Source organism: Pseudomonas sp. LBUM1655, assembly GCF_059716085.1.
On sequence record NZ_CP166801.1, the window covers coordinates 1,038,356 to 1,062,299 of the forward strand.

Consider the following 23,944-nt stretch of genomic DNA (forward strand, 5'->3'; position numbering starts at 1 on the left):
CATGAGTAAATTCTGGAGCCCGTTCGTCAAGGATCTGGTGCCTTATGTGCCGGGCGAACAGCCGAAGCTGACCAAACTGGTCAAGCTCAACACCAATGAAAACCCCTACGGCCCGTCGCCAAAAGCCCTGGCGGCGATGCAGACCGAACTCAACGATAATCTGCGCCTGTACCCTGATCCGAACAGCGATCTGCTGAAAAACGCCGTCGCCCAGTATTACGGCGTGCAGAGCAATCAGGTGTTCCTTGGCAACGGTTCGGACGAAGTGCTCGCCCACATTTTCCACGGCCTGCTGCAACACGATCAGCCGATTCTCTTCCCGGACATCAGCTACAGCTTCTATCCGGTGTATTGCGGGTTGTACGGCATCAAGTTCGACGCAGTGCCGCTGGACGCACAGTTCCAGATCAACCCGGCGGACTACGCCAAGCCGAACGGCGGGATCATTTTCCCCAACCCGAACGCACCGACCGGTTGCCTGCTGGCACTGGAAGCGGTCGAGCAGATTCTCAAGGCCAGCCCTGATTCGGTGGTGGTAGTGGATGAGGCTTATATCGACTTTGGCGGCGAGACAGCGATCAGTCTGGTGGACCGTTACCCGAACCTGCTGGTGACCCAGACTCTGTCCAAGTCGCGCTCGTTGGCCGGCCTGCGCGTTGGCCTGGCAGTGGGGCATCCGGACCTGATTGAGGCGCTGGAGCGGATCAAGAACAGCTTCAACTCTTATCCTTTGGATCGTCTGGCGAATGTCGGAGCGGCGGCGGCATTCGAAGACCGCGAGTATTTCGACAAGACCTGTCGTCTGGTGATCGAGAGCCGTGAGTGGGTGGTTGCGCAGTTGCAGGGCAAAGGTTTTGAAGTCTTGCCGTCGGCAGCGAACTTCATTTTTGCTCGGCATCCGCAACATGATGCGGCAGGGCTGGCGGCTAAATTGCGCGAGCAGGGCGTGATCGTTCGGCACTTCAAGCAGGAGCGGATTGCGCAGTTCCTGCGGATTTCGATTGGCACGCCGGAGCAGAATCAGGCGTTGATTGATGGGCTCGGCGAACTCTAAAACACCATTACCCCTGTAGGAGCGAGCCTGCTCGCGATAGCGGACGGACATTCAACATTTATGTTGACTGACCCGGCGCAATCGCGAGCAGGCTCGCTCCTACAGGGGACTTGTGTTGGTTATTCGTGATGTGGCTCACCCAAAAACGTTAGCGAACTGAACAGTCCACGACTGTTCACATCAACACTGTCCTTCACCGGCACCTCTACTTGCGCCGCAATCACATTCAACCCTTCATTACGCACCAACACCTGCGCACGCCCATCCTTGTCAGTCTCGGTGCTCAGCGTATTCGGCGCACTGCGATAGTCGCCAATCAACTTCACGCCCGCCGCCGGTTTGCCATCGAGCAATACCCGCACCGGCAATGATTTCCCCGGTCCGACCGTCAGCGGATCGACTTCCGGCAAAATCAGCAACTTGATCTGATCAAGCTTGGGCAACTTCGCCCCCGGCTGATAAATCGCCAGGCTGTACTTGAACGTCTCCGTCGCCTCGACAGCGCCCGGGACTTTGCTGCGACCCTCGTTGATCCACTTCTTGTCAGCGGTTTGCGACCACATCCCGTTGTTTAGTGCCACGGCTATGACCGCCGGTGTTTTCAGCGGCTTCAGACGTGCATGATCGGGCAGGCGTTCGACGCTGACCGGGATCATTTTGCCGCCCGCGTCATAGGCCCAGGCGCCGCTGATTTTCTGCGCCTTGAAGGCATTGTCTTCGGCGCCGTGGCCGTAGATCACTTCGATATTGCCGCGACGTTGTTCTGTCCACAGGCCATGGGCCGAAGCCTGGGTGGCGAACAGTGCGGCGATGATCAGGAGGGTTTTGCGGCATTGCATGATGACGTCCTTTTACAGGTTGAGTGTCAGGCTGACGGTGAAGTTGCGCGGCTCGCCGGGGTTGACCCAGTAGTTGCTGTAGGAGCGCTCGTAGTATTTTTCGTCGAAGACGTTGTTCAGGTTCAGGCCGACCGTGACGTTGTCGCTGGCCTTGTAATGGGCCAGCAGATCGACGGTGTGATAGGCCGGCATTTCAAAGTCGCCGCCGGCTTCACCGGAGCGATCGCCGACATAAGTAAACGCCGCGCCGACGTCCGAGCCGCGCAAATGGCCGTCCTGAAATTCATAAACCCCCAGCAGGCTGCCGCTGCGTTTGGCCACGCCAAGAATGCGGCTGCCGGTGGGAATCACCGCATCGCCCTTGGTGACTTCGGCGTCGATGTAGGCGAATGCGCCGATGACTCGCAGCGCATCGGTTACTTGCCCGGTCACTTGCAGATCGAATCCACTACTGCGTGCCTTGCCCATGGCCCGGCTGGTGTCGGTGGAGGGATCGAGGGCGAGGACGTTTTCCTTGTCGATGTGGAAGAAGGCGAGGGTGCTGCTCAGACGTTCGTCGAACAATTCGTTCTTGATGCCGATTTCGTAACCGACCCCTTCTTCGGGATCGAATGATTTGCCGGAGGCATCGAGGCCGTTGTTGGGTTTGAACGAGGTCGAGGCGTTGGCGAACAGGCCGGTATTCGGCGTCAGTTGATAGAGCAGGCCGGCGCGTTGGGTGAGGGCGTCGTGGGTCTGGCGGCTTTTGGTGTTGCGGCTGTGATCGTCGATGCGTTGATCAAAGTGCTCGAAGCGCGCACCGACCATTCCACGCAGTTTGTCGGTGAAGACGATTTGATCCTGCAGGTTCAGCGCATGGCTTTCGACGTGTTCGAAGAAATCGGTACCCGAGCGTGCGCCGTTGGGTTTCGGCTGGCCGTAGACCGGCTTGTAAATGTCGATGGCGTAAGGGCCGCCAGCGATGGTAGTGACGCGCTCGTTCTTGCGGTAGTTCTCGTACTCGCTGCCGATCAGCAGTTCGTGCTGCCAGGGGCCGAGGTCGAAGAGTCCGCGCAATTCCAGTTGGGTGATGCTGTCGTGCCAGTGGGTGTCACGCTCGCGATAACGTCGGTTCACCGTATGACCGTCAGCGTTCAGAGCACGACTTTCAGAAGCGTTGCCCCAGAGTTTGCCTTCCTTGTAATGGCTGGCCAGGCGCAGTTTCCAGTTGTCGTTGAGGTGATGTTCGAGGGTGGCCTGAAGCAGGTTGTTGTGGTTGTCGATGTTGCCGTCGTTCGGTTCGCCGAGGAAGGTCGAGCGCGAAACGCCGCTCCATTTGTTGTTTGGCGCGACGATGCCGCGGTCAAACGTGGAGCTGTGGCGGACAATTTCGCTTTCCACCAACAGCGATGTGTCGGGATTGAGTTGCCAACTGATCGAGGGCGCGACGAATACACGCTGGCTGTCGACGTGATCGCGAAAGCTGTGGTTGTCCTCGACGGCCAGGTTGATCCGCGAGAGCACATCACCCTGTTCATCGAGTGGCGTGTTGACGTCCAGCGCGGTGCGATAGCGATCCCAACTGCCGGCGCTGGTTTGCAGGGTAGTAAAGGCTTCGGGTTGCGGTTTTTTGGTGACGATGTTCACTGTGCCGCCCGGATCCCCTCGGCCATAGAGGCTGGCGGCAGGGCCTTTGAGCACTTCGATGCGCTCGATGTTGGCGGCGTCGGGTGTGGCCGGGTAGCCGCGATTGGCGCTGAAACCGTCCTTGTAGAACTCCGAGGTGGTGAAACCGCGCACGCTGTATTCGTAGAGGGTCAGGCCGCCGAAGTTGTTTTGCTTGGACACGCCGCCGGCAAAATCCAGCGCGCGTTCGACGCTGCTGCTGCCCAGATCCTTGAGCACGCTGGCGGGCACCACGCTGATTGCCTGCGGGATGTCGCGGATCGCGGTGTCGGTTTTGGTCGCGCTGGACGAGCGCGTGGCGCGGTAGCCTGTGACGGGCCCGGTAGGGGATTGGTAGTCGGAGGTGACGCTGATGGCGTCGAGTTCGAGTGGCTGCGATTCTTCGGCGAAGACTGGATCGCACAGCAGACCCAGAGGTAAACCGAGGGTCAGGCCCAGCAGCAAGGCCTTTGTTCGAGACGACATGTTATGTTGTTCCAATTGTTTAATTGAAACAATATAACATGCCTGTTGAGAATGTCTGTTATTCGCGCCGCTGGCGCGAACAAAGTCTTACTCTTCTTTTTCCTTCACCGGTGCCGGTGGTGGTCGCAGGCCGATTTCAGCGGTCAGCTTGATCTCTTTGCCATTGCGCATGACCTGAATCGTCACTTTGTCGGTCGGTTTGATCCGCGCCACCTGGTTCATCGAACGGCGGCCATCGCCGGCCGGTTCGCCATCGATGCTGAGAATCACGTCACCCAGTTGCAGGCCGGCCTTCTGCGCCGGGCCATCGCGGAAAATCCCCGCCACCACGATTCCCGGGCGCCCGGACAAACCAAACGACTCGGCCAGTTCCTGGGTCAGCGGCTGTACTTCAATCCCCAGCCAGCCACGAATCACCTGGCCGTGCTCGATGATCGATTTCATCACTTCCATCGCCAGTTTCACCGGGATGGCAAAGCCGATGCCTTGCGAGCCACCGGATTTGGAGAAGATCGCGGTGTTGATGCCGGTGAGGTTGCCATTGGCATCGACCAGCGCACCGCCGGAGTTGCCCGGGTTGATCGCCGCGTCGGTCTGGATGAAGTCTTCGTAGTTGTTCAGGCCCAACTGATTGCGCCCGGTGGCGCTGATGATGCCCATGGTCACGGTCTGGCCGACGCCGAACGGGTTGCCAATGGCCAGTGCGACGTCGCCGATACGGATGTTGTCCGAGCGGCCTACAGTGATCGCCGGCAGATTTTTCAAGTCGATCTTCAGGACAGCGAGGTCGGTTTCCGGGTCGCTGCCAATCACCCTGGCCAGGGTTTCACGGCCATCCTTGAGCGCCACAACGATTTGATCGGCGCCGCTGGTCACGTGGTTGTTGGTCAGGATGTAGCCCTCCGGGCTCATGATCACGCCCGAGCCGAGGCTCGATTCCATGCGTTTCTGCTTGGGCGAGTTGTCACCGAAGAAGCGGCGGAACTGCGGGTCTTCAAACAGCGGATGCGCCGGTTTGTTGATGACCTTGGTCGTATAGAGGTTGACCACGGACGGCGCGGCGATGGTGACCGCATCGGCATAGGACACCGGCCCCTGCTGCACGCTGGTGGTTTGCGGGGCCTGCTGCAGGTTGACGTCGAGGCTCGGAAGCCCGACCCACTGCGGGTAACGCTGAATAATCAACAGTGCGATAAGCACACCGGCCAACAGCGGCCAGCCAAAAAAACGCAGCGCCTTGAGCATTAAGCACGTCCTGGAAAAGTTGCAGGCGGGGTCAGACCGCCCATAATGTCGCGCATTATACGAGGCCGCGCGTGCCTCTGAACGGGATATTTAGGAGTCTTTCATGGCCGTTGCCCTCAGCACCCTCGTCGAAGAAGCCGACCGTTACCTTGGCAGTGCGAAAATTGCCGATTACTGCCCCAACGGCTTGCAGGTCGAAGGCCGTCCGCAAGTGATGCGAATCGTCAGCGGCGTCACCGCCAGCCAGGCTCTGCTCGATGCTGCCGTTGAAGCAGGGGCCGATCTGGTGCTGGTGCACCACGGCTACTTCTGGAAGGGCGAGAACCCGTGCATTACCGGCATGAAGCAGCGTCGCTTGAAGACTCTGCTCAAGCACGACATCAGCCTGCTCGCTTATCACCTGCCACTGGATCTGCATCCGGACGTTGGCAATAACGTGCAACTGGCGCGTCAACTCGACATCACGGTCGAAGGCCCGCTGGATCCGGACAATCTGAAAATCGTCGGTCTGGTCGGTTCGCTGAGCGAACCCATGACCCCGCGTGATTTCGCCCGCAAGGTGCAGGAAGTCATGGGCCGCGAACCGCTGCTGATTGAAGGCAGCGCAATGATCCGCCGGGTCGGCTGGTGCACCGGCGGCGGTCAGGGTTATATCGATCACGGTGTGGCGGCGGGGGTCGATTTGTTCATCAGCGGTGAAGCATCGGAGCAGACCTTCCACAGTGCCCGGGAAAACGACATCAGCTTCATCGCCGCTGGCCACCATGCCACCGAGCGCTATGGTGTGCAGGCGCTGGGCGATTATCTGGCGAAGCGTTTTGCCGTCGAACACATCTTCATCGACTGCCCGAATCCGATCTGAATCCACCACAAATCCCTGTGGGAGCGAGCCTGCTCGCGAAGGCGTCAAACCTTCAATACAAAGGTGTCCGGCACACCGCTTTCGCGAGCAGGCTCGTTCCCACAAGGGCACTGCTCGGCAGAACTGGCAGGCATATTCATATACCCTTTCGATCTAGTTGGCGTCCTGATTAGAAGAGGTCGCTGTGCTAGGATTCCCCGCTCGAACACGGCCCGCTGGCCGTTCATAAGAAAGCTTTCGTGAGTAGCCATGGTCGACAAACTGACGCATCTGAAACAGCTGGAGGCGGAAAGCATCCACATCATCCGCGAGGTGGCCGCCGAGTTCGACAACCCGGTGATGCTGTACTCCATCGGTAAAGACTCCGCCGTGATGCTGCACCTGGCACGCAAGGCGTTCTTCCCGGGCAAACTGCCGTTTCCGGTGATGCACGTCGACACCCGGTGGAAATTCCAGGAGATGTACAAGTTCCGCGACAAGATGGTCGAAGAGCTGGGCCTGGACCTGATCACCCACATCAATCCGGACGGCGTGGCGCAGAACATCAACCCGTTTACCCACGGCAGCGCCAAGCACACCGACATCATGAAAACCGAGGGCCTGAAGCAGGCACTCGACAAGCATGGTTTCGACGCAGCGTTCGGCGGTGCCCGTCGCGATGAAGAGAAATCCCGCGCCAAAGAGCGCGTGTACTCGTTCCGCGACAGCAAGCACCGCTGGGACCCGAAAAACCAGCGTCCTGAGCTGTGGAACGTCTACAACGGCAAGGTCAACAAGGGCGAATCCATTCGTGTGTTTCCGCTGTCGAACTGGACCGAACTGGACATCTGGCAGTACATCTACCTCGAAGGCATCCCGATTGTGCCGCTGTACTTCGCCGCCGAACGTGAAGTGATCGAGAAGAACGGCACGCTGATCATGATCGACGACGAGCGCATCCTCGAGCACCTGTCCGATGAAGACAAAGCGCGCATCGTCAAAAAGAAAGTGCGTTTCCGTACCCTTGGCTGCTACCCGTTGACGGGCGCGGTGGAGTCCGAGGCCGAAAGCCTGACGGACATCATTCAGGAAATGCTCCTGACGCGAACTTCCGAGCGCCAGGGCCGTGTCATCGACCACGATGGCGCAGGCTCGATGGAAGACAAAAAACGTCAAGGCTATTTCTAAGGGGTTGTCATGTCGCATCAATCTGATTTGATCAGCGAGGACATCCTCGCCTACCTGGGCCAGCACGAACGTAAAGAGCTGCTGCGCTTTTTGACCTGCGGTAACGTCGATGACGGCAAGAGCACCCTGATCGGGCGCCTGCTGCACGACTCCAAAATGATCTACGAAGATCACCTGGAAGCCATCACCCGCGATTCGAAGAAAGTCGGCACCACCGGCGAAGACATTGACCTCGCGTTGCTGGTCGACGGCCTGCAGGCCGAGCGCGAGCAGGGCATCACCATTGATGTTGCCTACCGCTACTTTTCCACCGCCAAGCGCAAATTCATCATCGCCGACACCCCTGGCCATGAGCAGTACACCCGCAACATGGCCACCGGTGCGTCCACCTGTGACCTGGCGATCATTCTGGTCGACGCCCGTTACGGCGTGCAGACCCAGACCCGTCGTCACAGCTTCATCGCCTCGTTGCTGGGCATCAAACACATCGTCGTCGCCATCAACAAGATGGACTTGAAAGACTTCGATGAAGGCGTGTTCGAGTCGATCAAGGCCGACTATCTGAAGTTCGCCGAAGGCTTGAAGCTGAAGCCGACCAGCATGCACTTTGTGCCGATGTCCGCTCTCAAGGGCGACAACGTGGTGAACAAGTCCGAGCGCTCGCCGTGGTACACCGGCCAGTCGCTGATGGAAATCCTCGAGACCGTGGAAGTGGCGGGCGACCGCAACTTCACCGATCTGCGTTTCCCGGTGCAGTACGTCAACCGTCCGAACCTGAACTTCCGTGGTTTCGCCGGCACTCTGGCCAGCGGCATCGTCAAGAAGGGCGACGAAGTCGTGGTATTGCCGTCGGGCAAGAGCAGCCGCGTCAAATCCATCGTCACTTTCGAAGGTGAGCTGGAACACGCCGGTCCAGGTCAAGCGGTGACGCTGACCATGGAAGACGAAATCGACATCTCCCGTGGCGACCTGCTGGTGCATGCCGACAACGTGCCGCCGGTTACCGACAGCTTCGAAGCGATGCTGGTGTGGATGGCTGAAGAGCCGATGCTGCCGGGCAAGAAATACGACATCAAACGTGCGACCAGTTACGTGCCGGGCTCCATCGCCAGCATCGTCAACAAGGTCGACGTGAATACCCTCGAAGAGGGCCCGGCGAGCGCGTTGCAGCTCAACGAAATCGGCAAGGTGAAGATCGCGCTCGATGCGCCGATCGCCCTCGACGGTTACGAGAGCAACCGCACCACCGGCGCATTCATCATCATCGACCGTTTGACCAACGGCACCGTCGGCGCTGGCATGATCGTCGCTCAGCCACTGGCTCACGGTACGGCTTCGCACCACGGCAAACTGGCGCATGTTGCCACTGAAGAGCGCGCTCAGCGTTTCGGCCAGCAACCGGCCACCGTGCTGTTCAGCGGTTTGTCGGGCGCGGGCAAGAGCACGCTGGCCTATGCGGTCGAGCGCAAGCTGTTCGACATGGGCCGCGCAGTGTTTGTGCTGGATGGTCAGAACCTGCGTCACGACCTGAATAAAGGTCTGCCACAGGATCGCGCCGGCCGTACCGAGAACTGGCGTCGTGCAGCTCATGTGGCGCGTCAGTTCAACGAGGCGGGCCTGCTGACGCTGGCTGCATTCGTTGCACCAAGTGCTGAAGGTCGCGAGCAGGCCAAGGAGCTGATTGGCAAGGAGCGTTTGCTGACGGTTTATGTGCAGGCTTCGCCGACCGTCTGTGCCGAGCGTGATCCGCAAGGGTTGTATGCGGCGGGTGGCGATAATATTCCGGGTGAATCTTTCCCGTATGACGTGCCGCTGAATGCTGATCTGGTGATTGATACCCAGTCGCTGACGCTGGAAGAAAGCGTCAAGCAAGTGCTGGATCTGCTGCGTAAGCGTGGCGCGATTTAAGCACTGAAGCAGCGACAAGCTTCCAGTTTCAAGCCGCAAAAAAAGCCCGCCGATGAGTGATCATCGGCGGGCTTTTTTATTCGGGCATACGGCGATCAAAACTGTGGGAGCGAGCCTGCTCGCGAAAGCGTTATCTCATTCAACATCTTTGCAAGCTGATCCACCGCTTTCGCGAGCAGGCTCGCTCCCACAGGGGGTTAGTGTTTGGCTGGATATTCGCGGTGCATTTGCTCCAGCAGCGCATCCTTGTCCAGCCACAGCTGGTTGATCCAGCCCTGGAACTGCAGGCGATATTCGCCGTCCTGGTCGTAGTTCTTGCCGATGAATTGCTGCGGGATCTTCAGCTCTTCAAAGTGCACCACTACGTCCCGCACGTTGCCGCATAGCAGGTCCCAGAATCCCGGACGCCCTGCCGGATAATGGATGGTCACGTTGACGATCGATTCCAGCTGTTCACCCATGGCATCGAGCACAAAGGCAATGCCGCCGGCCTTGGGCTTGAGCAGGTATTTGAAGGGTGATTGCTGTTGAGCATGCTTGCTTTCAGTGAAGCGCGTGCCTTCGACGAAGTTGAAAATCCCCACGGGGTTGTTGCGAAACTTCGCGCAGGTCTTGCGGGTGGTTTCCAGGTCTTTGCCTTTTTTCTCCGGGTGCTTTGCAAGGTAGGCCTTGGAGTAGCGCTTCATAAACGGGAAGCCCAGCGCCCACCAGGCCAGACCGATCACCGGGACCCAGATCAGCTCCTGCTTGAGGAAGAATTTCAGCGGCTGGATGCGGCGGTTGAGCACGTATTGCAGCACCAGGATATCGACCCAGCTCTGATGGTTGCTGGTGATCAGGTACGAGTGCTTGTATTCCAGGCCTTGCAGACCGCTGAGGTGCCAGCGGGTGCGGCGCACCAGGTTCATCCACCCTTTGTTATTGCTGATCCAGGCTTCGTGGGTGTGGCTCATCAGCCATCCGGCAACGCGCTGGGTGATCGCGAACGGCAGGGCCTTGATCAACGCCACACAAAACAGAAACGAGCAGAGCAGAATCGTGTTGAGCGCCAGCAGTAGTGAGGCGATTACACCGCGCAGCGGTGCAGGTAGAAAGTCCAGCATTTACACATCCATAGGTCGGTTGGCGGCTTGAATCGCGGTGAGTGCGATGGTGTAGACGATGTCGTCGACCTGCGCGCCGCGCGGCAGGTCGTTCACCGGTTTGCGCAGGCCTTGCAGCATCGGGCCTAGGCTGACGCAGTCGGCGCTGCGCTGCACGGCTTTGTGGGTGGTGTTGCCGGTGTTGAGGTCGGGGAACACGAACACTGTCGCGCGACCGGCGACCTGGCTGTTTGGCGCCAATTGCCGGGCCACGGTTTCGTTGGCGGCGGCGTCGTATTGCAGCGGGCCGTCGATCAGCAGCGAATGCTGTTGCTCGTGGGCGAGCAGGGTGGCTTCACGCACCTTTTCGACTTCTTCGCCCGTGGCTGATTCACCGCTGGAGTAGCTGATCATCGCCACGCGCGGGGTAATGCCGAACGCAGCCGCCGAGTCGGCGCTTTGCAGGGCGATCTCTGCCAGTTCGGCGGCGCTTGGGTGCGGGTTCATCACGCAGTCGCCGTAGACCAGCACTTCTTCGGGAAACAGCATGAAGAACACCGAGGACACCAGCGTGCAGCCCGGCGCCGTTTTAATCAGTTGAAGGGCCGGACGGATGGTGTTGGCGGTGGTGTTGATCACACCTGAGACCAGCCCGTCGACTTCGTCCAGCGCCAGCATCATGGTGCCGATCACCACGGTGTCTTCCAGTTGCTGCTCGGCCATCGGCGCGTTGAGGCTTTTGCTTTTGCGCAGGGCGACCATCGGTTCGACGTAGCGCTCACGGATCAGATCCGGGTCGAGGATTTCCAGCCCCGGCGGCAACACGATGCCCTGAGCGCGGGCTACGGCTTCGACGTCTTCGGGTTTGGCCAGCAACACGCAACGGGCAATCCCGCGTTCCTGGCAGATCGCCGCCGCTTGCACGGTGAACGGTTCGCTGCCTTCGGGCAGGACGATGCGCTTGTTCGCGGCCTGGGCACGCTGGATCAATTGATAGCGGAACACTGCTGGCGACAGGCGCATTTCCCGTGGCGTGCCGCAACGCTGATGCAGCCAGTTGGCATCGAGATGGCTGGCGACGAAATCGGTGATGATCTCCGCGCGCTCACGGTCGTCGATCGGGATTTCCTTGTTCAGGCCGTTTAGCAGATTGGCGGTGTCGTAAGAGCCTGTGCTCACCGACAACACTGGTAAACCGGCCTGCAAGGCACCTCGGCACAAGTCCATGATGCGCGGATCGGGCAGGGTGTCGCTGGTCAGCAACAGGCCGGCCAGTGGCACGCCATTAATTGCGGCGAGGCTGACGGCGAGGATGATGTCGTCGCGATCCCCCGGCGTTACCACCAGCACGCCGGGCTTGAGCAACTCGACAGTGTTGCGCATGGTCCGTGCGCAGATGATGATTTTGGTCATGCGCCGGGTTTCGTAGTCGCCAGCGTTGAGCACTTGCGCGCCCATCAGGTCGGCGACGTCGCGAGTACGGGGCGCGTTGAGTTCCGGCTGGAACGGGATGCAGCCGAGCAGGCGGAAATCACCGCTGCGCAGAAGTGGCGAATGTTCCTTCAGACGCGCGGCGAAGGCGTCCATGCTCTCGTCGGTCTTGACCTTGTTGAGGATCACGCCGAGGACTTTCGGGTCTTTCGGGCCACCGAACAACTGCGCCTGCAGTTCGACGCGGCCGGAGAGTTCGGCGAGCACTTCGTTTTCCGGCGCCGAAACCAGGATCACCTCGGCATCGAGACTTTTGGCCAGATGCAGATTGACCCGCGCGGCGTAACTGGCGCTGCGGGTCGGCACCATGCCTTCAACCACCAGCACGTCTTTGCCGACGGCGGCCTGCTGATACAGGGCGATGATTTCTTCGAGCAACTCATCGAGCTGACCGTCGCCGAGCATCCGCTCGACATGGGCAAGACCCAGCGGCTGCGGCGGTTTCAGGCCGTGGGTGCGCGCCATCAGCTCGGTGGAGCGCTCAGGGCCTGTGTCGCCGGGATGCGGCTGGGCAATCGGTTTGAAGAAGCCGACTTTCAGCCCGGCCCGTTCAAGCGTACGCACCAGCCCGAGGCTGATGGAGGTCAGACCCACACCAAAATCGGTGGGTGCGATAAAAAAAGTTTGCATGCGAATTCTCTAAGGGTGCATGGCAATGGCTGCCGTCTATAGCTGACGATCTGCCGAAATTCAGTCGCCAAGGTTATCGCTAACCGAGCCTTGTGCGCACCAACCGCAGGCAAAGGGTTGGCCTATTTTTTCAATACGTTGCGCCGGGTCCAGCACCCACGCTCGCGATTGCCATGGCGGCTGATGGCGCAGGTGTTGGGTGTGGCCGCAGGAAAGCTCGACCACCCAGTGACCGTCTTCGTCCTGATGGAAGCCGCTGATCGTCGAATCCCGTTTGTCCGGGTTGTGTTCGCTTTCGCGCGATTGCTTCGCTAAACTTGGCCTTTCTATATTCTTATGCAAAAGGTCTCGCCCCATGCTGATCGCCGCCAATAAGGCTGTCTCCATCGACTATACCCTGACCAACGACGCTGGTGAGGTCATCGACAGCTCCGCCGGCGGCGCTCCGCTGGTCTACCTGCAAGGCGCAGGCAACATCATCCCGGGCCTGGAAAAAGCTCTGGAAGGCAAAGCTGTTGGTGACGAGCTGGACGTTTCCGTTGAGCCAGAAGACGCTTACGGCGAATACGCTGCTGAGCTGGTCAGCACCCTGAGCCGCAGCATGTTCGAAGGCGTTGACGAGCTGGAAGTCGGCATGCAGTTCCACGCTTCGGCGCCGGACGGCCAAATGCAAATCGTCACTATCCGTGACCTGGACGGCGACGACGTGACTGTCGACGGCAACCACCCTCTGGCCGGTCAGCGCCTGAACTTCAAAGTGAAGATCGTTGCTATCCGTGACGCCAGCCAGGAAGAAGTCGCTCATGGCCACGTCCATGGCGAAGGTGGCCATCACCACTGATTTTCTGCGCTAAGCTTTTGAGAACTGGAGAGGCGCCTGCGGGCGCCTTTTTAGTCCGCGGCTGTCCTTGGTGGCCTCGCCAAGTGGCTGTTTCGAGTAGAACACGGGAATCCTGGAGTTCGTCATGAGTGCTTTTCACGACCTTAAGTTGACAGCCCTGGATGGTCAGGAGCTACCGCTGGCGCCCTTCAAGGGCCAAGTCGTGCTGGTGGTCAACGTCGCCTCCAAATGCGGCTTGACCCCACAGTATGCGGCGCTGGAAAACCTCCATCAGCAATTCAAAGGTAAAGGCTTCAGTGTGTTGGGCCTGCCGTGCAACCAGTTTGCCGGTCAGGAACCAGGCACCGAACAGGAAATTCAAGAGTTCTGCAGCCTCAACTATGGCGTGACGTTCCCGTTGTCGAGCAAGCTCGAAGTCAACGGTCACGACCGTCATCAGCTCTACCGTCTGCTGGCGGGCGAGGGCGCGGAATTTCCCGGTGATATCACTTGGAATTTCGAAAAGTTTCTGCTCGGCAAGGACGGCCGGGTGCTGGCCCGGTTCTCGCCGCGCACGGCGCCGGATGATCCGACCATCGTGCACGCGATTGAAAAAGCGTTGAGCTGAAACACGAAAATCGCAGCCCTTGAGCTGCGATTTTTTTTTGCCTGCCTTTTGTCCCTTAATCATTCAGATCAATAGTGCTATCGCGTTGATGTCTTCACGCATATTATCGCCGTCATATGGTTTTATGCCCTCGATAACGTTTTTGTGGAGCCTTTCGATGCCCGTTCAAGCCTTGTTCAAACCGTTCCACCTCGGTGCCCTCGAACTGCCGACCCGTGTGGTCATGGCGCCTATGACCCGTTCGTTTTCCCCGGGTGGCGTACCCAACTCCAAGGTCATCGAGTACTACCGCCGCCGCGCAGCCGCGGGTGTGGGCCTGATCATCACCGAAGGCACCACTGTCGGCCACCAGGCATCCAACGGCTATCCGAACGTCCCGCAGTTCTTTGGTGAAGCGCCGTTGGCCGGTTGGAAAAAAGTGGTCGATGCCGTACACGCTGAGGGCGGCAAGATCGTTCCGCAACTGTGGCACGTCGGCAGTGTTCGTCGCATCGGCACCGAGCCGGACGCCAGCGTGCCGGGTTATGGCCCGACGGAAAAACTCAAGGATGGTCAGGTCGTCGTGCACGGCATGACCAAACAGGATATCCAGGACGTCATCGCCGCGTTCGCTCAAGCGGCCAAGGATGCGCAAAGCATTGGCATGGACGGCGTCGAAATCCACGGCGCCCACGGTTATCTGGTCGACCAGTTCTTCTGGGAAGGCAGCAACCAGCGCACCGACGAATACGGCGGCAGCCTGGCCAACCGTTCGCGTTTCGCCATCGAACTGATTCAAGCGGTGCGTGCGGCGGTCGGAGAAGGTTTCCCGATCATCTTCCGTTTCTCGCAGTGGAAGCAGCAGGACTACACCGCGCGTCTGGTGCAAACACCGGAAGCGTTGGGCGAGTTCCTCAAACCGTTGTCCGACGCAGGTGTGGATATTTTCCACTGCTCGACTCGCCGCTTCTGGGAACCGGAATTCGACGGCTCCGAGCTGAACCTGGCCGGATGGACGCGCAAACTGACAGGCAAACCGACCATCACTGTCGGCAGCGTCGGCCTGGATGGTGAGTTCCTGCAGTTCATGGTTAACACCGACAAGGTTGCTCAACCAGCCAGTCTGGAGAACCTGCTGGAGCGTCTGAACAAAGAGGAGTTTGATCTGGTGGCGGTGGGCCGTGCCCTGCTGGTCGATCCGGACTGGGCGCTGAAAGTACGCGAAGGGCGTGAGCAGGACATTCTGCCGTTCAGCCGTGAGGCGTTGATGACGCTGGTTTAACGGGCGCTCTCACTGACGCTATCGCGAGCAGGCTCGCTCCTGCCATTGACCGTGTTCTTCCTTATGAAATGCGATCAATGTAGGAGTGAGCCTGCTCGCGATGACGCCTTCACTGTCAGTAAAGATTCAGGGCAATGTCTGAGCATTCGGCACCACCTGCTCCCCCACACACGCCCCCCGCAAGTGACTTTCAAACTGCTCAATGATCGCCGCCCACCCTTGGCGACTCGCATGCTGCCGGGCATTCAGGCGCACGCAACGTAACGTTTCTTCTTCCTCAAGCAACCACGCCGCCGCATCGCAAAACGCTTCTTCATCGCCGGGCATCGCCAGCACGCCGTTGTAGCCATGGCGAATATGCTGCGCCGCTGCTGCCTGATCGTAAGCGATCATCCCAAGTCCTGAGGCCAGTGCTTCCAGCACGACGTTGCCAAAGGTTTCGGTCAGGCTCGGAAACAGAAACACATCGCCCGACGCATAGTGCGCCGCCAACGCTTCACCGCGCTGTGAGCCGCAGAAGATCGCGTCGGGCAGATCCTTTTCCAATGCCATTCGTTGCGGCCCGTCGCCGACCACGATCAGCTTCAGATTGCGCTGTGGATAAGTGCTTCGCAGTTTTTCGAAGCTGCGTTTGAGCAAGCCAAGGTTTTTCTCCGGCGCGAGCCGTCCTACATGAATCACCGCAATGTCTCGCTCGCCCAATCCCCATTGCTCACGCAGAGCGTTCAAACGCTTGGCCGGATGAAACAACTGGCTGTCCACACCTCGGGACAGTAGCGCCAGACGCTCGAAATGCCGACGCTCCAGCTCCAGGCGCTGGCTCACGCTCGGCACCAGCGTCAGCGCCGAACGGTTGTGAAACCAGCGCAGATAGTGCGTCAGCATGCGGGTCAACAGACCAAGGCCGTACTGACTGGTGTATTGCTGGAAATTCGTATGAAAGCCGCTGACTACCGAGATTCCCAGTCGCCGTGCTGCCCGCAACGCCGACAAACCCAGCGGCCCTTCAGTCGCGATATACAGCACATCCGGGCGCTGGCGCTTCCACCGTCGTAGCAGTTTATGCATCGACGATTGACCCCATTGCAGCCCAGGATAGCCCGGTAACGGCCAACCCCGGCACAGCAGCAGGGCGTCGTCTTCATTGCGCTGTGGATCGTCGGCCTGACGTGGACGCACCAATTCGACCTGATGCCCACGTGCGCGCAATCCATCGCACAGGCGGCCAAGGGTGTTGGCCACACCGTTGATTTCCGGTGGGAAGGTTTCGGTGATCAGAGTGATGTGCAGAGCTGTCGTCATGACCTCAGTGTCGGCTGAGGCCATGTCGTGCTTGTGACATTCGGATGATGGATTTGTGACGGGTCTAGCGCTGAGTCACCAGATTCTCGGCACCACGCTCACGTACCCAGAACAAAGTCGCTCCGGCCACGGCGGCGGGCATCATCAAGATGTTGACCACCGGAATCAGCAGCACCAGATAAACGATCCCGCCAAAGCTCATGCTCTGCCAGCGTTTCTGCCGCAGCCAGGCGAGCATTTCGTTCCAGCCCAGTTTGTGGTTATCCGCCGGGTAGTCGATGTACTGGATCGCCATCATCCACACGCCAAACAATAGCCACAGGGGCGCGGCGATGATGTTCACTACCGGGATGAACGAGAGAATGAACAATCCGATCGCACGCGGCAGGAAGTAGCCAAGCTTGCGCATTTCTCGGGCGAGGGTACGCGGGACCATCGCGATCAGTTCGCCCCAGCTGAACGCCGGGAAGTCATCGGTGCCGCGTACCACCACTTCGACCTTTTCCGCGAGGAAGCCGTTGAAGGGCGCTGCAATGATGTTGGCGAGCATGGTGAAGCTGAAAAACACCATCAGTGCGACGAGCACGACAAACAGCGGCCACAGGATGTAGCTGAGAAAGCTCAGCCATTCGGGCAGCGACGGCATCAGCGTATCGACCCACAGGCTGAACTGGTGGCCGGCCAGATAGATCAATCCGACGAACAGCACCAGGTTGATGGCCAGCGGCAGCAGCACAAACAATCGCAGGCTGGGGCTAAGGACCAGTTTGAGGCCTTCGCGCAGGTATTGCGGGCCGGACAGAACAGGGGCGGGCATAAGGTGCTCCGAGCAAGGGAAAACGCGCCGACCTTACCGACTTTGCAATGGCTGCGAAAGCGCGGCAGAGTGATCGACATCCACTGTAACAAAGACGTCCATCTCGTCAGTGTGTCGGCATAGAGACCACCTATGAGCTGGATTGTTAAACCGTATTTCCTTAATCTTGCCCCCCTCGATACGCTGCACCCAACTTTTTACAGGACTGTCGAGCTCATACCTTCCCCAAGGTTATCCACGGTCCTTTTTTATTCCCGCCGGCAGTCCGGCGTTCCGCGCCAGTTTTTCGGCCCGGTCAACAGGAGCAGGTCATGTCTGAAGTCCGTCATTCGCGAGTGATTATTCTCGGTTCCGGCCCTGCCGGGTACAGCGCTGCGGTCTATGCCGCCCGTGCCAACCTCAAGCCACTGCTGATCACCGGCATGCAGGCTGGCGGTCAGCTGACCACCACCACCGAAGTCGACAACTGGCCGGGCGATGTTCACGGTCTCACCGGCCCGGTGCTGATGGAGCGTATGCGCGAGCACGCCGAGCGTTTTGAAACCGAGATCGTCTTTGATCACATCAACGCCGTGGACTTCGCTTCCAAGCCGTACAGCCTGACTGGCGACAGCGCGACCTACACTTGCGACGCCCTGATCATCGCCACCGGCGCCAGCGCTCGTTACCTGGGCCTGCCGTCGGAAGAAGCGTTCATGGGCAAAGGCGTTTCGGCCTGCGCGACCTGCGACGGTTTCTTCTATCGCAACAAGCCTGTTGCAGTGGTCGGTGGCGGCAACACCGCTGTTGAAGAAGCGCTGTACCTGGCCAACATCGCCAGCACCGTGACCCTGATCCACCGTCGCGAAACCTTCCGCGCCGAGAAGATCCTGATCGACAAGCTCAATGCCCGTGTGGCTGAAGGCAAGATCATCCTCAAGTTGAACGCCAATCTGGACGAAGTCCTGGGCGACAACATGGGTGTGACCGGTGCGCGTCTGAAGAACAACGACGCCAGCTTCGACGAGATCAAAGTCGACGGCGTGTTCATCGCCATTGGCCACACCCCGAACACTTCGCTGTTCGAAGGTCAGTTGACCCTCAAAGACGGTTATCTGGTAGTGCAGGGCGGCCGTGACGGCAACGCCACCGCGACCAGCGTTGAAGGCATCTTCGCCGCCGGTGACGTGGCTGACCACGTTTACCGTCAGGCCATCACCTCGGCTGGCGCTGGCTGCATGGCGGCACTGGACACCGAGCGTTACCTGGACGGTCTGCAGAACGCTTCGTTCTAAGATCGCAGGCATAAAAAAACCGGCTTCGGCCGGTTTTTTTATGTTCATTCAAATGTGGGAGCGAGCAAGCTCGCTCCCACAGGGAATGTAATGGGGCTGAGATTAGCGGCGGGTCAGGGGCGGCGCGGTGAACTTCACACCGGCCAGACCACTAGCGATCAACGCACGAATATTGCCGTGATCACTGCCCTCAGGCGTGGCCACCACCGAACGGTAATGTTCGCCAAACGCCAGCAGCGCTTCCTCATGGCTCAAGCCTTCCAGCAGCGCCAGACCCAGGGTCTTGCACGAACCTTCGTTCTGCCCGGCGGCGTTTTCCACGCCACCGTTGTTGAATGCCTGAGGCTGGTAGTCGTAACCGGCGGCTATGAAGGCCAGGGTGTCGGCGAAAACGTGTTCGCCGCTTTTGAGGCTGGCGCGCAGGGTGTTGAGATCACTCATTGGGTTTTCCTTTGGCGAACGCTGCTTGTTGTTCGGCGTTGGCTTCTTGCTGAAACTGGGCTTTCCACTCGGCGTACGGCATGCCGTAAACCACTTCGCGGGCGTCGTCGAGGCTGACTTCGATCTGACGTTCGTCGGCTTCGGCCTTGTACCACTTCGACAGGCAGTTGCGGCAGAACCCGGCAAGGTTCATCAGGTCGATGTTCTGTACGTCCTTGCGGCTGTCCAGGTGCGCAACCAGCCGGCGGAAGGCGGCGGCTTCGAGTTCGAGGCGTTGTTGCTCGGTCATGATGGGCTCTGTGCAGTCAATACGTGGCGCGGATGATAAAAGTCTGGCGACCAATGCGCCAGACTCGCTCAGCGGCTGGCGGCGAGGGTGATCGACACCGATTCGGCAAAACGCAGCGCGTGCGGCTTGTCGACTTCGACTTCGGCGTACAGCACTGAACCGTTGCTCATCACCAGGTCGAGCAATTCCTGAGTCAGTCGTTCAAGCAGCGCAAAGCGGTTGCCCTCGACGTGGGCGATGATCGCCTTGGTGATGGTGCGGTAATTGAGTGCATGGTCGATGTCGTTATCACGCACCGCTTCCTGCGCGGCGTACAGAATGGTGACGTTGATCAGCACATCCTGCTTGTTGAGGATCTCGTCCTCGTTGATCCCGATAAAGGTGCGCAAGCGCAGATCCTTGACCCGGATGCGCGCCATTCCCGGTTGAAGTTGTGGCATTTATTTGCTCCGTCCAATCAATTGCAGGAACTCCTGGCGGGTGTTGCTCGAGTCGCGAAAAGCGCCAAGCATGACCGAGGTGTTCATGGTCGAATTCTGTTTCTCGACACCGCGCATCATCATGCACATGTGTCTGGCCTCGATGACCACGGCGACGCCGGCGGCATCAGTGACCTGTTGCACCGCATCGGCGATTTGCCGGGTGAGATTCTCCTGGATCTGCAGGCGTCGGGCGAACATGTCCACCAGTCGCGCGATCTTCGACAACCCCAACACTTTGCCGGTCGGAATATACGCCACATGGGCCTTGCCGATGAAGGGCAGCAGGTGATGTTCGCATAACGAGTACAACTCGATGTCCGCGACGATGATCATCTCATCGCTGTCCGAAGCAAACAGTGCGCCATTGACGATCGCGTCGACGCTCTGCTCATAACCGTGACACAGGTATTGCATGGCCTTGGCCGCACGTACCGGAGTGTCGAGTAATCCTTCGCGGTCGGGGTCTTCACCGAGGCCGATGAGGATTTCGCGGTAATTCTCGGGCAGGGAGCGGGTCATGGAACATCCTCGCGGGCGGGGTTATTTGACGTGCCGCCCGCCGTTGACGGTCAGGGTCGTGCCGGTTACATACGGGTTATCGAGCAGATAGCGCAGGCTTTGGTAGATCACTTCGCTGCCGGGTTCGATGCCCAGCGCGGATTTGGCCAGTGCCTTGGCGCGGTACGCCGCGTCGTCGTCGGGATTGAACAATAGCAGGGCCGGCGCGATGCCGTTGACCTTGATTGCTGGCGCGTAGCGGGCGGCGAAGGACAGGGTCAGGCTGTCGAGCCCGGCTTTGCTCGCGCAGTAACCGATGTGCTTGCTGCTGCCCTTGCGGGTGACATCGTCGCTGATGTGGATGATGTCGGCGGGCGTCGATTGCTGGAGCAAACCGGCGCAGTGCAGGTTGATCAGGTAGGGAGCGAGCATGTGAATGTTGAACATGCGGCTGAACGCTTCGGCTTCACTGTCCGGAGTTTCCGCCAGCCATTCGGAGGCGTTGTGCACGATCGCCCGCAGGCTGACGGTGAGGGTTTTCAATTCAGCGATGAATGCCAGGATGGTCGTTTCGCTGGAAAAGTCTGCAAATACACCAACGGCACCCAGATCCCGCAGCATTTGCACGCCGGGACGTTCGCTGCGGTAGGTGAAGATCACCGGGTGGCCGTCTTCCAGCAAACGTTGCGCGCAATGCAGACCGACGCGCTGGCCGGCACCGGTGATCAGGATCGGGGCGCAATTTGTGGTCATGAGTGGCTCGCATCGCGGTTGGAGCGAAACTATACCAGCGACGCGTGCCGTGGAACTACGGCGGCTTGCCTTAACGATTTTGTGTTGACGGCGTAACAGGCAAGGGGCGCGTTGGCGCACCGTTCAACCAGTTCGCCAACAACCGTGTCGACAAGGGAATAAAGAAGTAAACCATCAGTGGCGTCAGGCAGGCCGTGCTGATCAACACCCGTGGCAACAGACTCATGTCTGCGAGGAGCGGGCCGAGGACAAAGTTGAACAGCAGTGATACCGGAAAGAACGCCAGCCAGATCGCAACGGCCTGTTTCCAGCGCGGCGGACGTGCACCGATTGCGCCCGTTCCGAACCAGCCCTCGATGCCGCTGACGCGGTGTTCTTTCGGGTGTGCAAACAGATCGCTGCCACGGTCCAGCCACGCTGTACGCGAAGCCGAATGCTCCCACGCATGCAAAGTCTGCTCATCGACAAAGCGGAAAATGATCTGGAATTCGTTATCGCCGGGCGGCGGGGCGAGCACGCCGGAGCCCAGATAGCCAGGAAAGTCGGTGGCCAATTGTTCGCCTTCGCGCAGCCAGATGATCAGATCCTGATAGCGGCCATCGGCGACGCGGCGCGCGACCATTAGCGTAACGGGTGAAGTAGACATTATGTATCTCCGTATCTCGGTGCGTCGCTCCGGGTAGGAGTTTCGCCTGACGCAGGCCGGGGTAGTGGCTTGCGTATTTCAACTAGCAAGGATTATTCCTTATTTTCCTGATTAAACCAGTGGCTTTCGTCGCAGATCATCGCGGGGTTAGAATAGGATCCAAGCCCACAAGGACGTTGAACGTACTATGCCTGTCATGACGGACGTCAGCCCTGCCTCGCAGGCATCTGTTGCGCTCGAGCGCGAAGATCTTTTCCCCATTCGGGAAGTTTCACGGTTGACCGGTGTCAACCCGGTCACCCTGCGCGCTTGGGAGCGACGCTATGGTTTGATTCAACCGACGCGCACCGAAAGTGGGCATCGTTTGTATTCGATGTCAGATATCGAGCGCGTTCGCAGCATCGTCGATTGGATCGACCGAGGTGTGGCGGTCAGCAAGATTGGCAAGATCCTCGCTAAAACCGAACCGCTGAAGGTGCTCGCACACATCATCCCCGATGATTTGGTGCAGGCCGACTACCAGCAATGGCAGCACCAGTTGCAACGTGCGGTCAGTGCTTTCGACGATTTCGAACTGGATCGGGTTTATGGTCAGATCTTTTCTTCGTACGCTTTGCCGGTCGTGTTTCAAGACATCTTGATGCCGCTCTGGCGGCAATTGCTGCAGCGTCAGGAAGCCTTTGGGCAAACCAGTGAGTGGCTGTTTCTCGATGGATACCTGCGCGCGCGAGTGCTGCAGCGAATCATCGTTCTGCGCGGCTCACAGCCGCGCAAGATCATTGTCAGTGCCCTGGCCGGTCAGTGCCGCGAACTTGAATTGCTGGTGGCAGCGCTGTTTCTCAGTAGCAGCGATTCGGGCGTGCGGGTGCTCACCACCGGCCAGCCGTTCGATGAGTTGACGCTGGTTTGCGAGAAAATCAAGCCACAGGCTCTGGTGCTGTTTTCCAATCACGCACCGGCTGCGGAATTGCCACGGCGTTTGAATCGGTTGGCCTTGAGTCTTGATTGTCAGTTGCTGCTGGCGGGGGATGCATCCGATCTGGCACAGGAAAGCCTCAGCGGAACTTCGATTGGTTGTGTTGGCAACGAAGGGGCGACGATGCGTCAGCGTCTGATGCAGATACTGGCAGGCAAGCTCGATACCTGAGGCTCAGGTGTGCAGGGCGGGATGGGTCAGGCGGTGTTGTTGCAGAATGAACTGGCGCAGGCGTTCGGTTTCATCCGCATCGCTTTGGCTCAGTTCGTAGGCGTAGAAACCGCTTTCGGTTTCCCGTTCGAATTGGCCGCGCAGTGAAATCCGCTCATAGCCGGAAGGGCTGAACCACAACGCGAAATGCTTGGGGGGTTTGGTCTTGTTGCGCATTTCCAGCAGTACGCCTTTGTGCGAAACCTCGTGAACCCACATCGTGCCCGGTTGGCCTTTGGCGTTTTCCAGCGCCACCGGCTCTTCGAGGGTAAGCCGCCATGGGCGCACCATCGGGCCGTCTTCGTAAATGCTCGGCACGCCGAGGCGCAGGTGTAGCGCATGAAACTCGTCTTCCACCAAGTGCAGTGGAAAAGTCATCTGTTGATTTTCGAAATTGGCCTGAATGGTGACTTGCTCATGAGCGGCCAGGCGCGTGAGCAAATCACGGATCTGCGAACCACCATTAACCAATAGACTCGACGTCGCATCCCGCACGTTCAATTGCGGGTTGTGCTGCATGGTCTGGATGAAATCCAGCTCATCCTGGGTCAGGAGGGCGTCGCGTTGCATGGTGCGCTCGAAAGTAATAGTTACAAAGTCATTGGTGATTGTAGTTACTGACCATCAGTTCGCTGTTTTGTTTGCGCCGTTCGTCGCTTTCAAGGCAGCCAGTTCACTTTGCAGGGCCGCGACCTGCGCCTCCAACTGCGCCACTCTTTGCTGTGCCTTGACCTGAACGGTCACGTCCTTTTGTACCCCGATAAAGTACGTCTGCCCGTCATCGGCGTTTTTCACCGTTGACACCGACAGTTCATTCCAGAACGGCGTGCCGTCCTTGCGATAGTTGCGCAGGATTTCCCGGCATGAACCATTGCGGCGCAGTGTTTCGCGAATCAGCTCCAGACTTTCTTGATCCCGGTCTCCGGCCTGCAGAAAGCGGCAGTCCTGATAGAGAATTTCCTCGCTGGTGTAACCGGTCATGCGTTCGAAGGCCGGATTGACGTAAATCAGGATGTTGTCCTGTTCACCTTCCTTCTCCGCGACCACAATTCCGTCGTTTGATGCGTTGATTACCAATTGCAGCAGACTGGCGTTGATCATCTTTGAATCCTTTCAGAGTTGTCAGTGGCAGGCATTTT

The 23,944-nt window shown here is 59.0% G+C and carries 25 protein-coding genes; 9 read left to right on the plus strand and 16 right to left on the minus strand.

What is annotated here, in order from left to right; translation table 11 throughout:
- The first annotated feature begins 1 nt into the window (after position 1).
- Positions 2–1,054 (plus strand): histidinol-phosphate transaminase, encoded by a 1,053-nt coding sequence (hisC, locus tag ACA074_RS04500; RefSeq protein ID WP_497616465.1) that lies wholly within the window; start codon positions 2–4, stop codon positions 1,052–1,054.
- A gap of 119 nt (positions 1,055–1,173) precedes the next feature.
- Here the strand turns inward: hisC and ACA074_RS04505 are convergent, their stop codons facing one another.
- From ACA074_RS04505 to algW, 3 genes are all read right to left on the minus strand, one after another.
- Complete coding sequence (locus ACA074_RS04505) at positions 1,174–1,893, minus strand: DUF4198 domain-containing protein (protein ID WP_497678510.1); 720 nt, start codon at positions 1,891–1,893, stop codon at positions 1,174–1,176.
- Between the two features lie 12 nt (positions 1,894–1,905).
- The gene (locus ACA074_RS04510) at positions 1,906–4,023 is read right to left on the minus strand and encodes a TonB-dependent siderophore receptor (protein ID WP_497678511.1); all 2,118 of its coding nucleotides are present in this window, start codon (positions 4,021–4,023) and stop codon (positions 1,906–1,908) included.
- A gap of 87 nt (positions 4,024–4,110) precedes the next feature.
- Positions 4,111–5,268 carry a Do family serine endopeptidase AlgW gene (algW, locus tag ACA074_RS04515; RefSeq protein ID WP_187676795.1) on the minus strand — a complete coding sequence of 386 codons (1,158 nt, stop codon included), beginning with the start codon at positions 5,266–5,268 and terminating at the stop codon, positions 4,111–4,113.
- Positions 5,269–5,371: 103 nt separating this feature from the next.
- Here algW and ACA074_RS04520 point away from each other — a divergent pair, with 103 nt between their 5' ends.
- The 3 genes from ACA074_RS04520 to cysN all read left to right on the plus strand — a co-directional run bounded on the left by ACA074_RS04520 (position 5,372) and on the right by cysN (position 9,205).
- On the plus strand, positions 5,372–6,130 hold the full coding sequence (locus ACA074_RS04520; RefSeq protein ID WP_489879226.1) for a Nif3-like dinuclear metal center hexameric protein: 759 nt from the start codon (positions 5,372–5,374) through the stop codon (positions 6,128–6,130).
- 249 nt (positions 6,131–6,379) lie between these two features.
- Positions 6,380–7,297 (plus strand): sulfate adenylyltransferase subunit CysD, encoded by a 918-nt coding sequence (cysD, locus tag ACA074_RS04525; RefSeq protein WP_007912374.1) that lies wholly within the window; start codon positions 6,380–6,382, stop codon positions 7,295–7,297.
- A 9-nt stretch (positions 7,298–7,306) separates the two neighbouring features.
- Positions 7,307–9,205 carry a sulfate adenylyltransferase subunit CysN gene (cysN, locus tag ACA074_RS04530; protein WP_187676797.1) on the plus strand — a complete coding sequence of 633 codons (1,899 nt, stop codon included), beginning with the start codon at positions 7,307–7,309 and terminating at the stop codon, positions 9,203–9,205.
- Positions 9,206–9,402: 197 nt separating this feature from the next.
- On the opposite strand, the gene yihG is transcribed toward cysN, so the two are convergent.
- The 3 genes from yihG to ACA074_RS04545 are packed head-to-tail and all read right to left on the minus strand — an operon-like array spanning position 9,403 to position 12,795.
- Positions 9,403–10,308, minus strand: coding sequence for a 1-acylglycerol-3-phosphate O-acyltransferase, YihG family (gene yihG, locus ACA074_RS04535; protein WP_497678512.1), 906 nt, complete (start codon positions 10,306–10,308; stop codon positions 9,403–9,405).
- Positions 10,309–12,408, minus strand: coding sequence for a phosphate acetyltransferase (gene pta, locus ACA074_RS04540; RefSeq protein ID WP_489879224.1), 2,100 nt, complete (start codon positions 12,406–12,408; stop codon positions 10,309–10,311).
- A 60-nt stretch (positions 12,409–12,468) separates the two neighbouring features.
- The gene (locus ACA074_RS04545; protein ID WP_187676800.1) at positions 12,469–12,795 is read right to left on the minus strand and encodes a DUF3565 domain-containing protein; all 327 of its coding nucleotides are present in this window, start codon (positions 12,793–12,795) and stop codon (positions 12,469–12,471) included.
- On the opposite strand from ACA074_RS04545, the gene ACA074_RS04550 reads away from it, so the two are divergent.
- From ACA074_RS04550 to ACA074_RS04560, 3 genes are all read left to right on the plus strand, one after another.
- Positions 12,764–13,249 (plus strand): FKBP-type peptidyl-prolyl cis-trans isomerase, encoded by a 486-nt coding sequence (locus ACA074_RS04550; protein WP_187676801.1) that lies wholly within the window; start codon positions 12,764–12,766, stop codon positions 13,247–13,249. The genes ACA074_RS04545 and ACA074_RS04550 overlap by 32 nt on opposite strands.
- Positions 13,250–13,373: 124 nt before the next feature.
- Positions 13,374–13,856: a glutathione peroxidase gene (locus tag ACA074_RS04555; RefSeq protein WP_187676802.1), complete on the plus strand. Its 483-nt coding sequence runs from the start codon at positions 13,374–13,376 to the stop codon at positions 13,854–13,856.
- Between the two features lie 157 nt (positions 13,857–14,013).
- Entirely contained in the window at positions 14,014–15,117 is a 1,104-nt protein-coding gene (locus ACA074_RS04560) for an NADH:flavin oxidoreductase (RefSeq protein WP_187676803.1), read from the plus strand.
- 126 nt (positions 15,118–15,243) lie between these two features.
- Here ACA074_RS04560 and ACA074_RS04565 read toward each other — a convergent pair whose 3' ends face one another.
- Positions 15,244–16,443, minus strand: a complete 1,200-nt coding sequence (locus ACA074_RS04565) for a glycosyltransferase family 4 protein (RefSeq protein WP_497678513.1) — start codon at positions 16,441–16,443, stop codon at positions 15,244–15,246.
- A gap of 40 nt (positions 16,444–16,483) precedes the next feature.
- Positions 16,484–17,236 carry a sulfate transporter CysZ gene (gene cysZ, locus ACA074_RS04570; protein WP_187676805.1) on the minus strand — a complete coding sequence of 251 codons (753 nt, stop codon included), beginning with the start codon at positions 17,234–17,236 and terminating at the stop codon, positions 16,484–16,486.
- A gap of 311 nt (positions 17,237–17,547) precedes the next feature.
- Here cysZ and trxB point away from each other — a divergent pair, with 311 nt between their 5' ends.
- The gene (gene trxB / locus ACA074_RS04575; RefSeq protein ID WP_497616475.1) at positions 17,548–18,510 is read left to right on the plus strand and encodes a thioredoxin-disulfide reductase; all 963 of its coding nucleotides are present in this window, start codon (positions 17,548–17,550) and stop codon (positions 18,508–18,510) included.
- 102 nt (positions 18,511–18,612) lie between these two features.
- On the opposite strand, the gene ACA074_RS04580 is transcribed toward trxB, so the two are convergent.
- The 6 genes from ACA074_RS04580 to ACA074_RS04605 all read right to left on the minus strand — a co-directional run bounded on the left by ACA074_RS04580 (position 18,613) and on the right by ACA074_RS04605 (position 21,619).
- Positions 18,613–18,951, minus strand: coding sequence for a HopJ type III effector protein (locus ACA074_RS04580; protein ID WP_497678514.1), 339 nt, complete (start codon positions 18,949–18,951; stop codon positions 18,613–18,615).
- Positions 18,944–19,240 carry a DUF1244 domain-containing protein gene (locus ACA074_RS04585; protein WP_187676807.1) on the minus strand — a complete coding sequence of 99 codons (297 nt, stop codon included), beginning with the start codon at positions 19,238–19,240 and terminating at the stop codon, positions 18,944–18,946. The genes ACA074_RS04580 and ACA074_RS04585 overlap by 8 nt, the downstream gene beginning before the upstream one ends.
- Before the next feature lie 68 nt (positions 19,241–19,308).
- Positions 19,309–19,680: a dihydroneopterin triphosphate 2'-epimerase gene (folX, locus tag ACA074_RS04590; RefSeq protein WP_053117178.1), complete on the minus strand. Its 372-nt coding sequence runs from the start codon at positions 19,678–19,680 to the stop codon at positions 19,309–19,311.
- Positions 19,681–20,241: a GTP cyclohydrolase I FolE gene (gene folE / locus ACA074_RS04595; RefSeq protein WP_187676808.1), complete on the minus strand. Its 561-nt coding sequence runs from the start codon at positions 20,239–20,241 to the stop codon at positions 19,681–19,683. It lies immediately after the preceding gene.
- A gap of 21 nt (positions 20,242–20,262) precedes the next feature.
- Positions 20,263–20,973 carry a dihydromonapterin reductase gene (gene folM / locus ACA074_RS04600; RefSeq protein ID WP_497616479.1) on the minus strand — a complete coding sequence of 237 codons (711 nt, stop codon included), beginning with the start codon at positions 20,971–20,973 and terminating at the stop codon, positions 20,263–20,265.
- A gap of 70 nt (positions 20,974–21,043) precedes the next feature.
- Positions 21,044–21,619, minus strand: coding sequence for a putative antibiotic biosynthesis monooxygenase (locus ACA074_RS04605; RefSeq protein WP_305441452.1), 576 nt, complete (start codon positions 21,617–21,619; stop codon positions 21,044–21,046).
- Positions 21,620–21,806: 187 nt separating this feature from the next.
- Here ACA074_RS04605 and ACA074_RS04610 point away from each other — a divergent pair, with 187 nt between their 5' ends.
- Positions 21,807–22,766 (plus strand): MerR family transcriptional regulator, encoded by a 960-nt coding sequence (locus ACA074_RS04610; protein ID WP_401267918.1) that lies wholly within the window; start codon positions 21,807–21,809, stop codon positions 22,764–22,766.
- 3 nt (positions 22,767–22,769) lie between these two features.
- On the opposite strand, the gene ACA074_RS04615 is transcribed toward ACA074_RS04610, so the two are convergent.
- Together ACA074_RS04615 and ACA074_RS04620 are read right to left on the minus strand one after the other, a co-directional pair.
- Positions 22,770–23,375: a hypothetical protein gene (locus ACA074_RS04615; RefSeq protein WP_187676812.1), complete on the minus strand. Its 606-nt coding sequence runs from the start codon at positions 23,373–23,375 to the stop codon at positions 22,770–22,772.
- Positions 23,376–23,429: 54 nt separating this feature from the next.
- Entirely contained in the window at positions 23,430–23,906 is a 477-nt protein-coding gene (locus ACA074_RS04620; RefSeq protein ID WP_187676813.1) for a PAS domain-containing protein, read from the minus strand.
- Positions 23,907–23,944: the final 38 nt, after the last annotated feature.

Excerpts from the sequence above, each read along its gene's own strand:
- ACA074_RS04505 (WP_497678510.1), bottom strand. The coding sequence starts at position 1,893 with ATGCAATGCCGCAAAACCCTCCTGATCATCGCCGCACTGTTCGCCACC.
- pta (WP_489879224.1), bottom strand. The coding sequence starts at position 12,408 with ATGCAAACTTTTTTTATCGCACCCACCGATTTTGGTGTGGGTCTGACC.
- ACA074_RS04510 (WP_497678511.1), bottom strand. The coding sequence starts at position 4,023 with ATGTCGTCTCGAACAAAGGCCTTGCTGCTGGGCCTGACCCTCGGTTTA.
- ACA074_RS04555 (WP_187676802.1), top strand. The coding sequence starts at position 13,374 with ATGAGTGCTTTTCACGACCTTAAGTTGACAGCCCTGGATGGTCAGGAG.
- ACA074_RS04605 (WP_305441452.1), bottom strand. The coding sequence starts at position 21,619 with ATGTCTACTTCACCCGTTACGCTAATGGTCGCGCGCCGCGTCGCCGAT.
- cysZ (WP_187676805.1), bottom strand. The coding sequence starts at position 17,236 with ATGCCCGCCCCTGTTCTGTCCGGCCCGCAATACCTGCGCGAAGGCCTC.
- algW (WP_187676795.1), bottom strand. The coding sequence starts at position 5,268 with ATGCTCAAGGCGCTGCGTTTTTTTGGCTGGCCGCTGTTGGCCGGTGTG.
- ACA074_RS04620 (WP_187676813.1), bottom strand. The coding sequence starts at position 23,906 with ATGATCAACGCCAGTCTGCTGCAATTGGTAATCAACGCATCAAACGAC.
- ACA074_RS04545 (WP_187676800.1), bottom strand. The coding sequence starts at position 12,795 with ATGGAGACAGCCTTATTGGCGGCGATCAGCATGGGGCGAGACCTTTTG.
- ACA074_RS04550 (WP_187676801.1), top strand. The coding sequence starts at position 12,764 with ATGCTGATCGCCGCCAATAAGGCTGTCTCCATCGACTATACCCTGACC.
- ACA074_RS04560 (WP_187676803.1), top strand. The coding sequence starts at position 14,014 with ATGCCCGTTCAAGCCTTGTTCAAACCGTTCCACCTCGGTGCCCTCGAA.
- hisC (WP_497616465.1), top strand. The coding sequence starts at position 2 with ATGAGTAAATTCTGGAGCCCGTTCGTCAAGGATCTGGTGCCTTATGTG.
- ACA074_RS04585 (WP_187676807.1), bottom strand. The coding sequence starts at position 19,240 with ATGACCGAGCAACAACGCCTCGAACTCGAAGCCGCCGCCTTCCGCCGG.
- trxB (WP_497616475.1), top strand. The coding sequence starts at position 17,548 with ATGTCTGAAGTCCGTCATTCGCGAGTGATTATTCTCGGTTCCGGCCCT.
- ACA074_RS04615 (WP_187676812.1), bottom strand. The coding sequence starts at position 23,375 with ATGCAACGCGACGCCCTCCTGACCCAGGATGAGCTGGATTTCATCCAG.
- ACA074_RS04565 (WP_497678513.1), bottom strand. The coding sequence starts at position 16,443 with ATGGCCTCAGCCGACACTGAGGTCATGACGACAGCTCTGCACATCACT.
- ACA074_RS04610 (WP_401267918.1), top strand. The coding sequence starts at position 21,807 with ATGCCTGTCATGACGGACGTCAGCCCTGCCTCGCAGGCATCTGTTGCG.
- ACA074_RS04520 (WP_489879226.1), top strand. The coding sequence starts at position 5,372 with ATGGCCGTTGCCCTCAGCACCCTCGTCGAAGAAGCCGACCGTTACCTT.
- cysD (WP_007912374.1), top strand. The coding sequence starts at position 6,380 with ATGGTCGACAAACTGACGCATCTGAAACAGCTGGAGGCGGAAAGCATC.
- folX (WP_053117178.1), bottom strand. The coding sequence starts at position 19,680 with ATGCCACAACTTCAACCGGGAATGGCGCGCATCCGGGTCAAGGATCTG.
- folE (WP_187676808.1), bottom strand. The coding sequence starts at position 20,241 with ATGACCCGCTCCCTGCCCGAGAATTACCGCGAAATCCTCATCGGCCTC.
- yihG (WP_497678512.1), bottom strand. The coding sequence starts at position 10,308 with ATGCTGGACTTTCTACCTGCACCGCTGCGCGGTGTAATCGCCTCACTA.
- ACA074_RS04580 (WP_497678514.1), bottom strand. The coding sequence starts at position 18,951 with ATGAGTGATCTCAACACCCTGCGCGCCAGCCTCAAAAGCGGCGAACAC.
- folM (WP_497616479.1), bottom strand. The coding sequence starts at position 20,973 with ATGACCACAAATTGCGCCCCGATCCTGATCACCGGTGCCGGCCAGCGC.
- cysN (WP_187676797.1), top strand. The coding sequence starts at position 7,307 with ATGTCGCATCAATCTGATTTGATCAGCGAGGACATCCTCGCCTACCTG.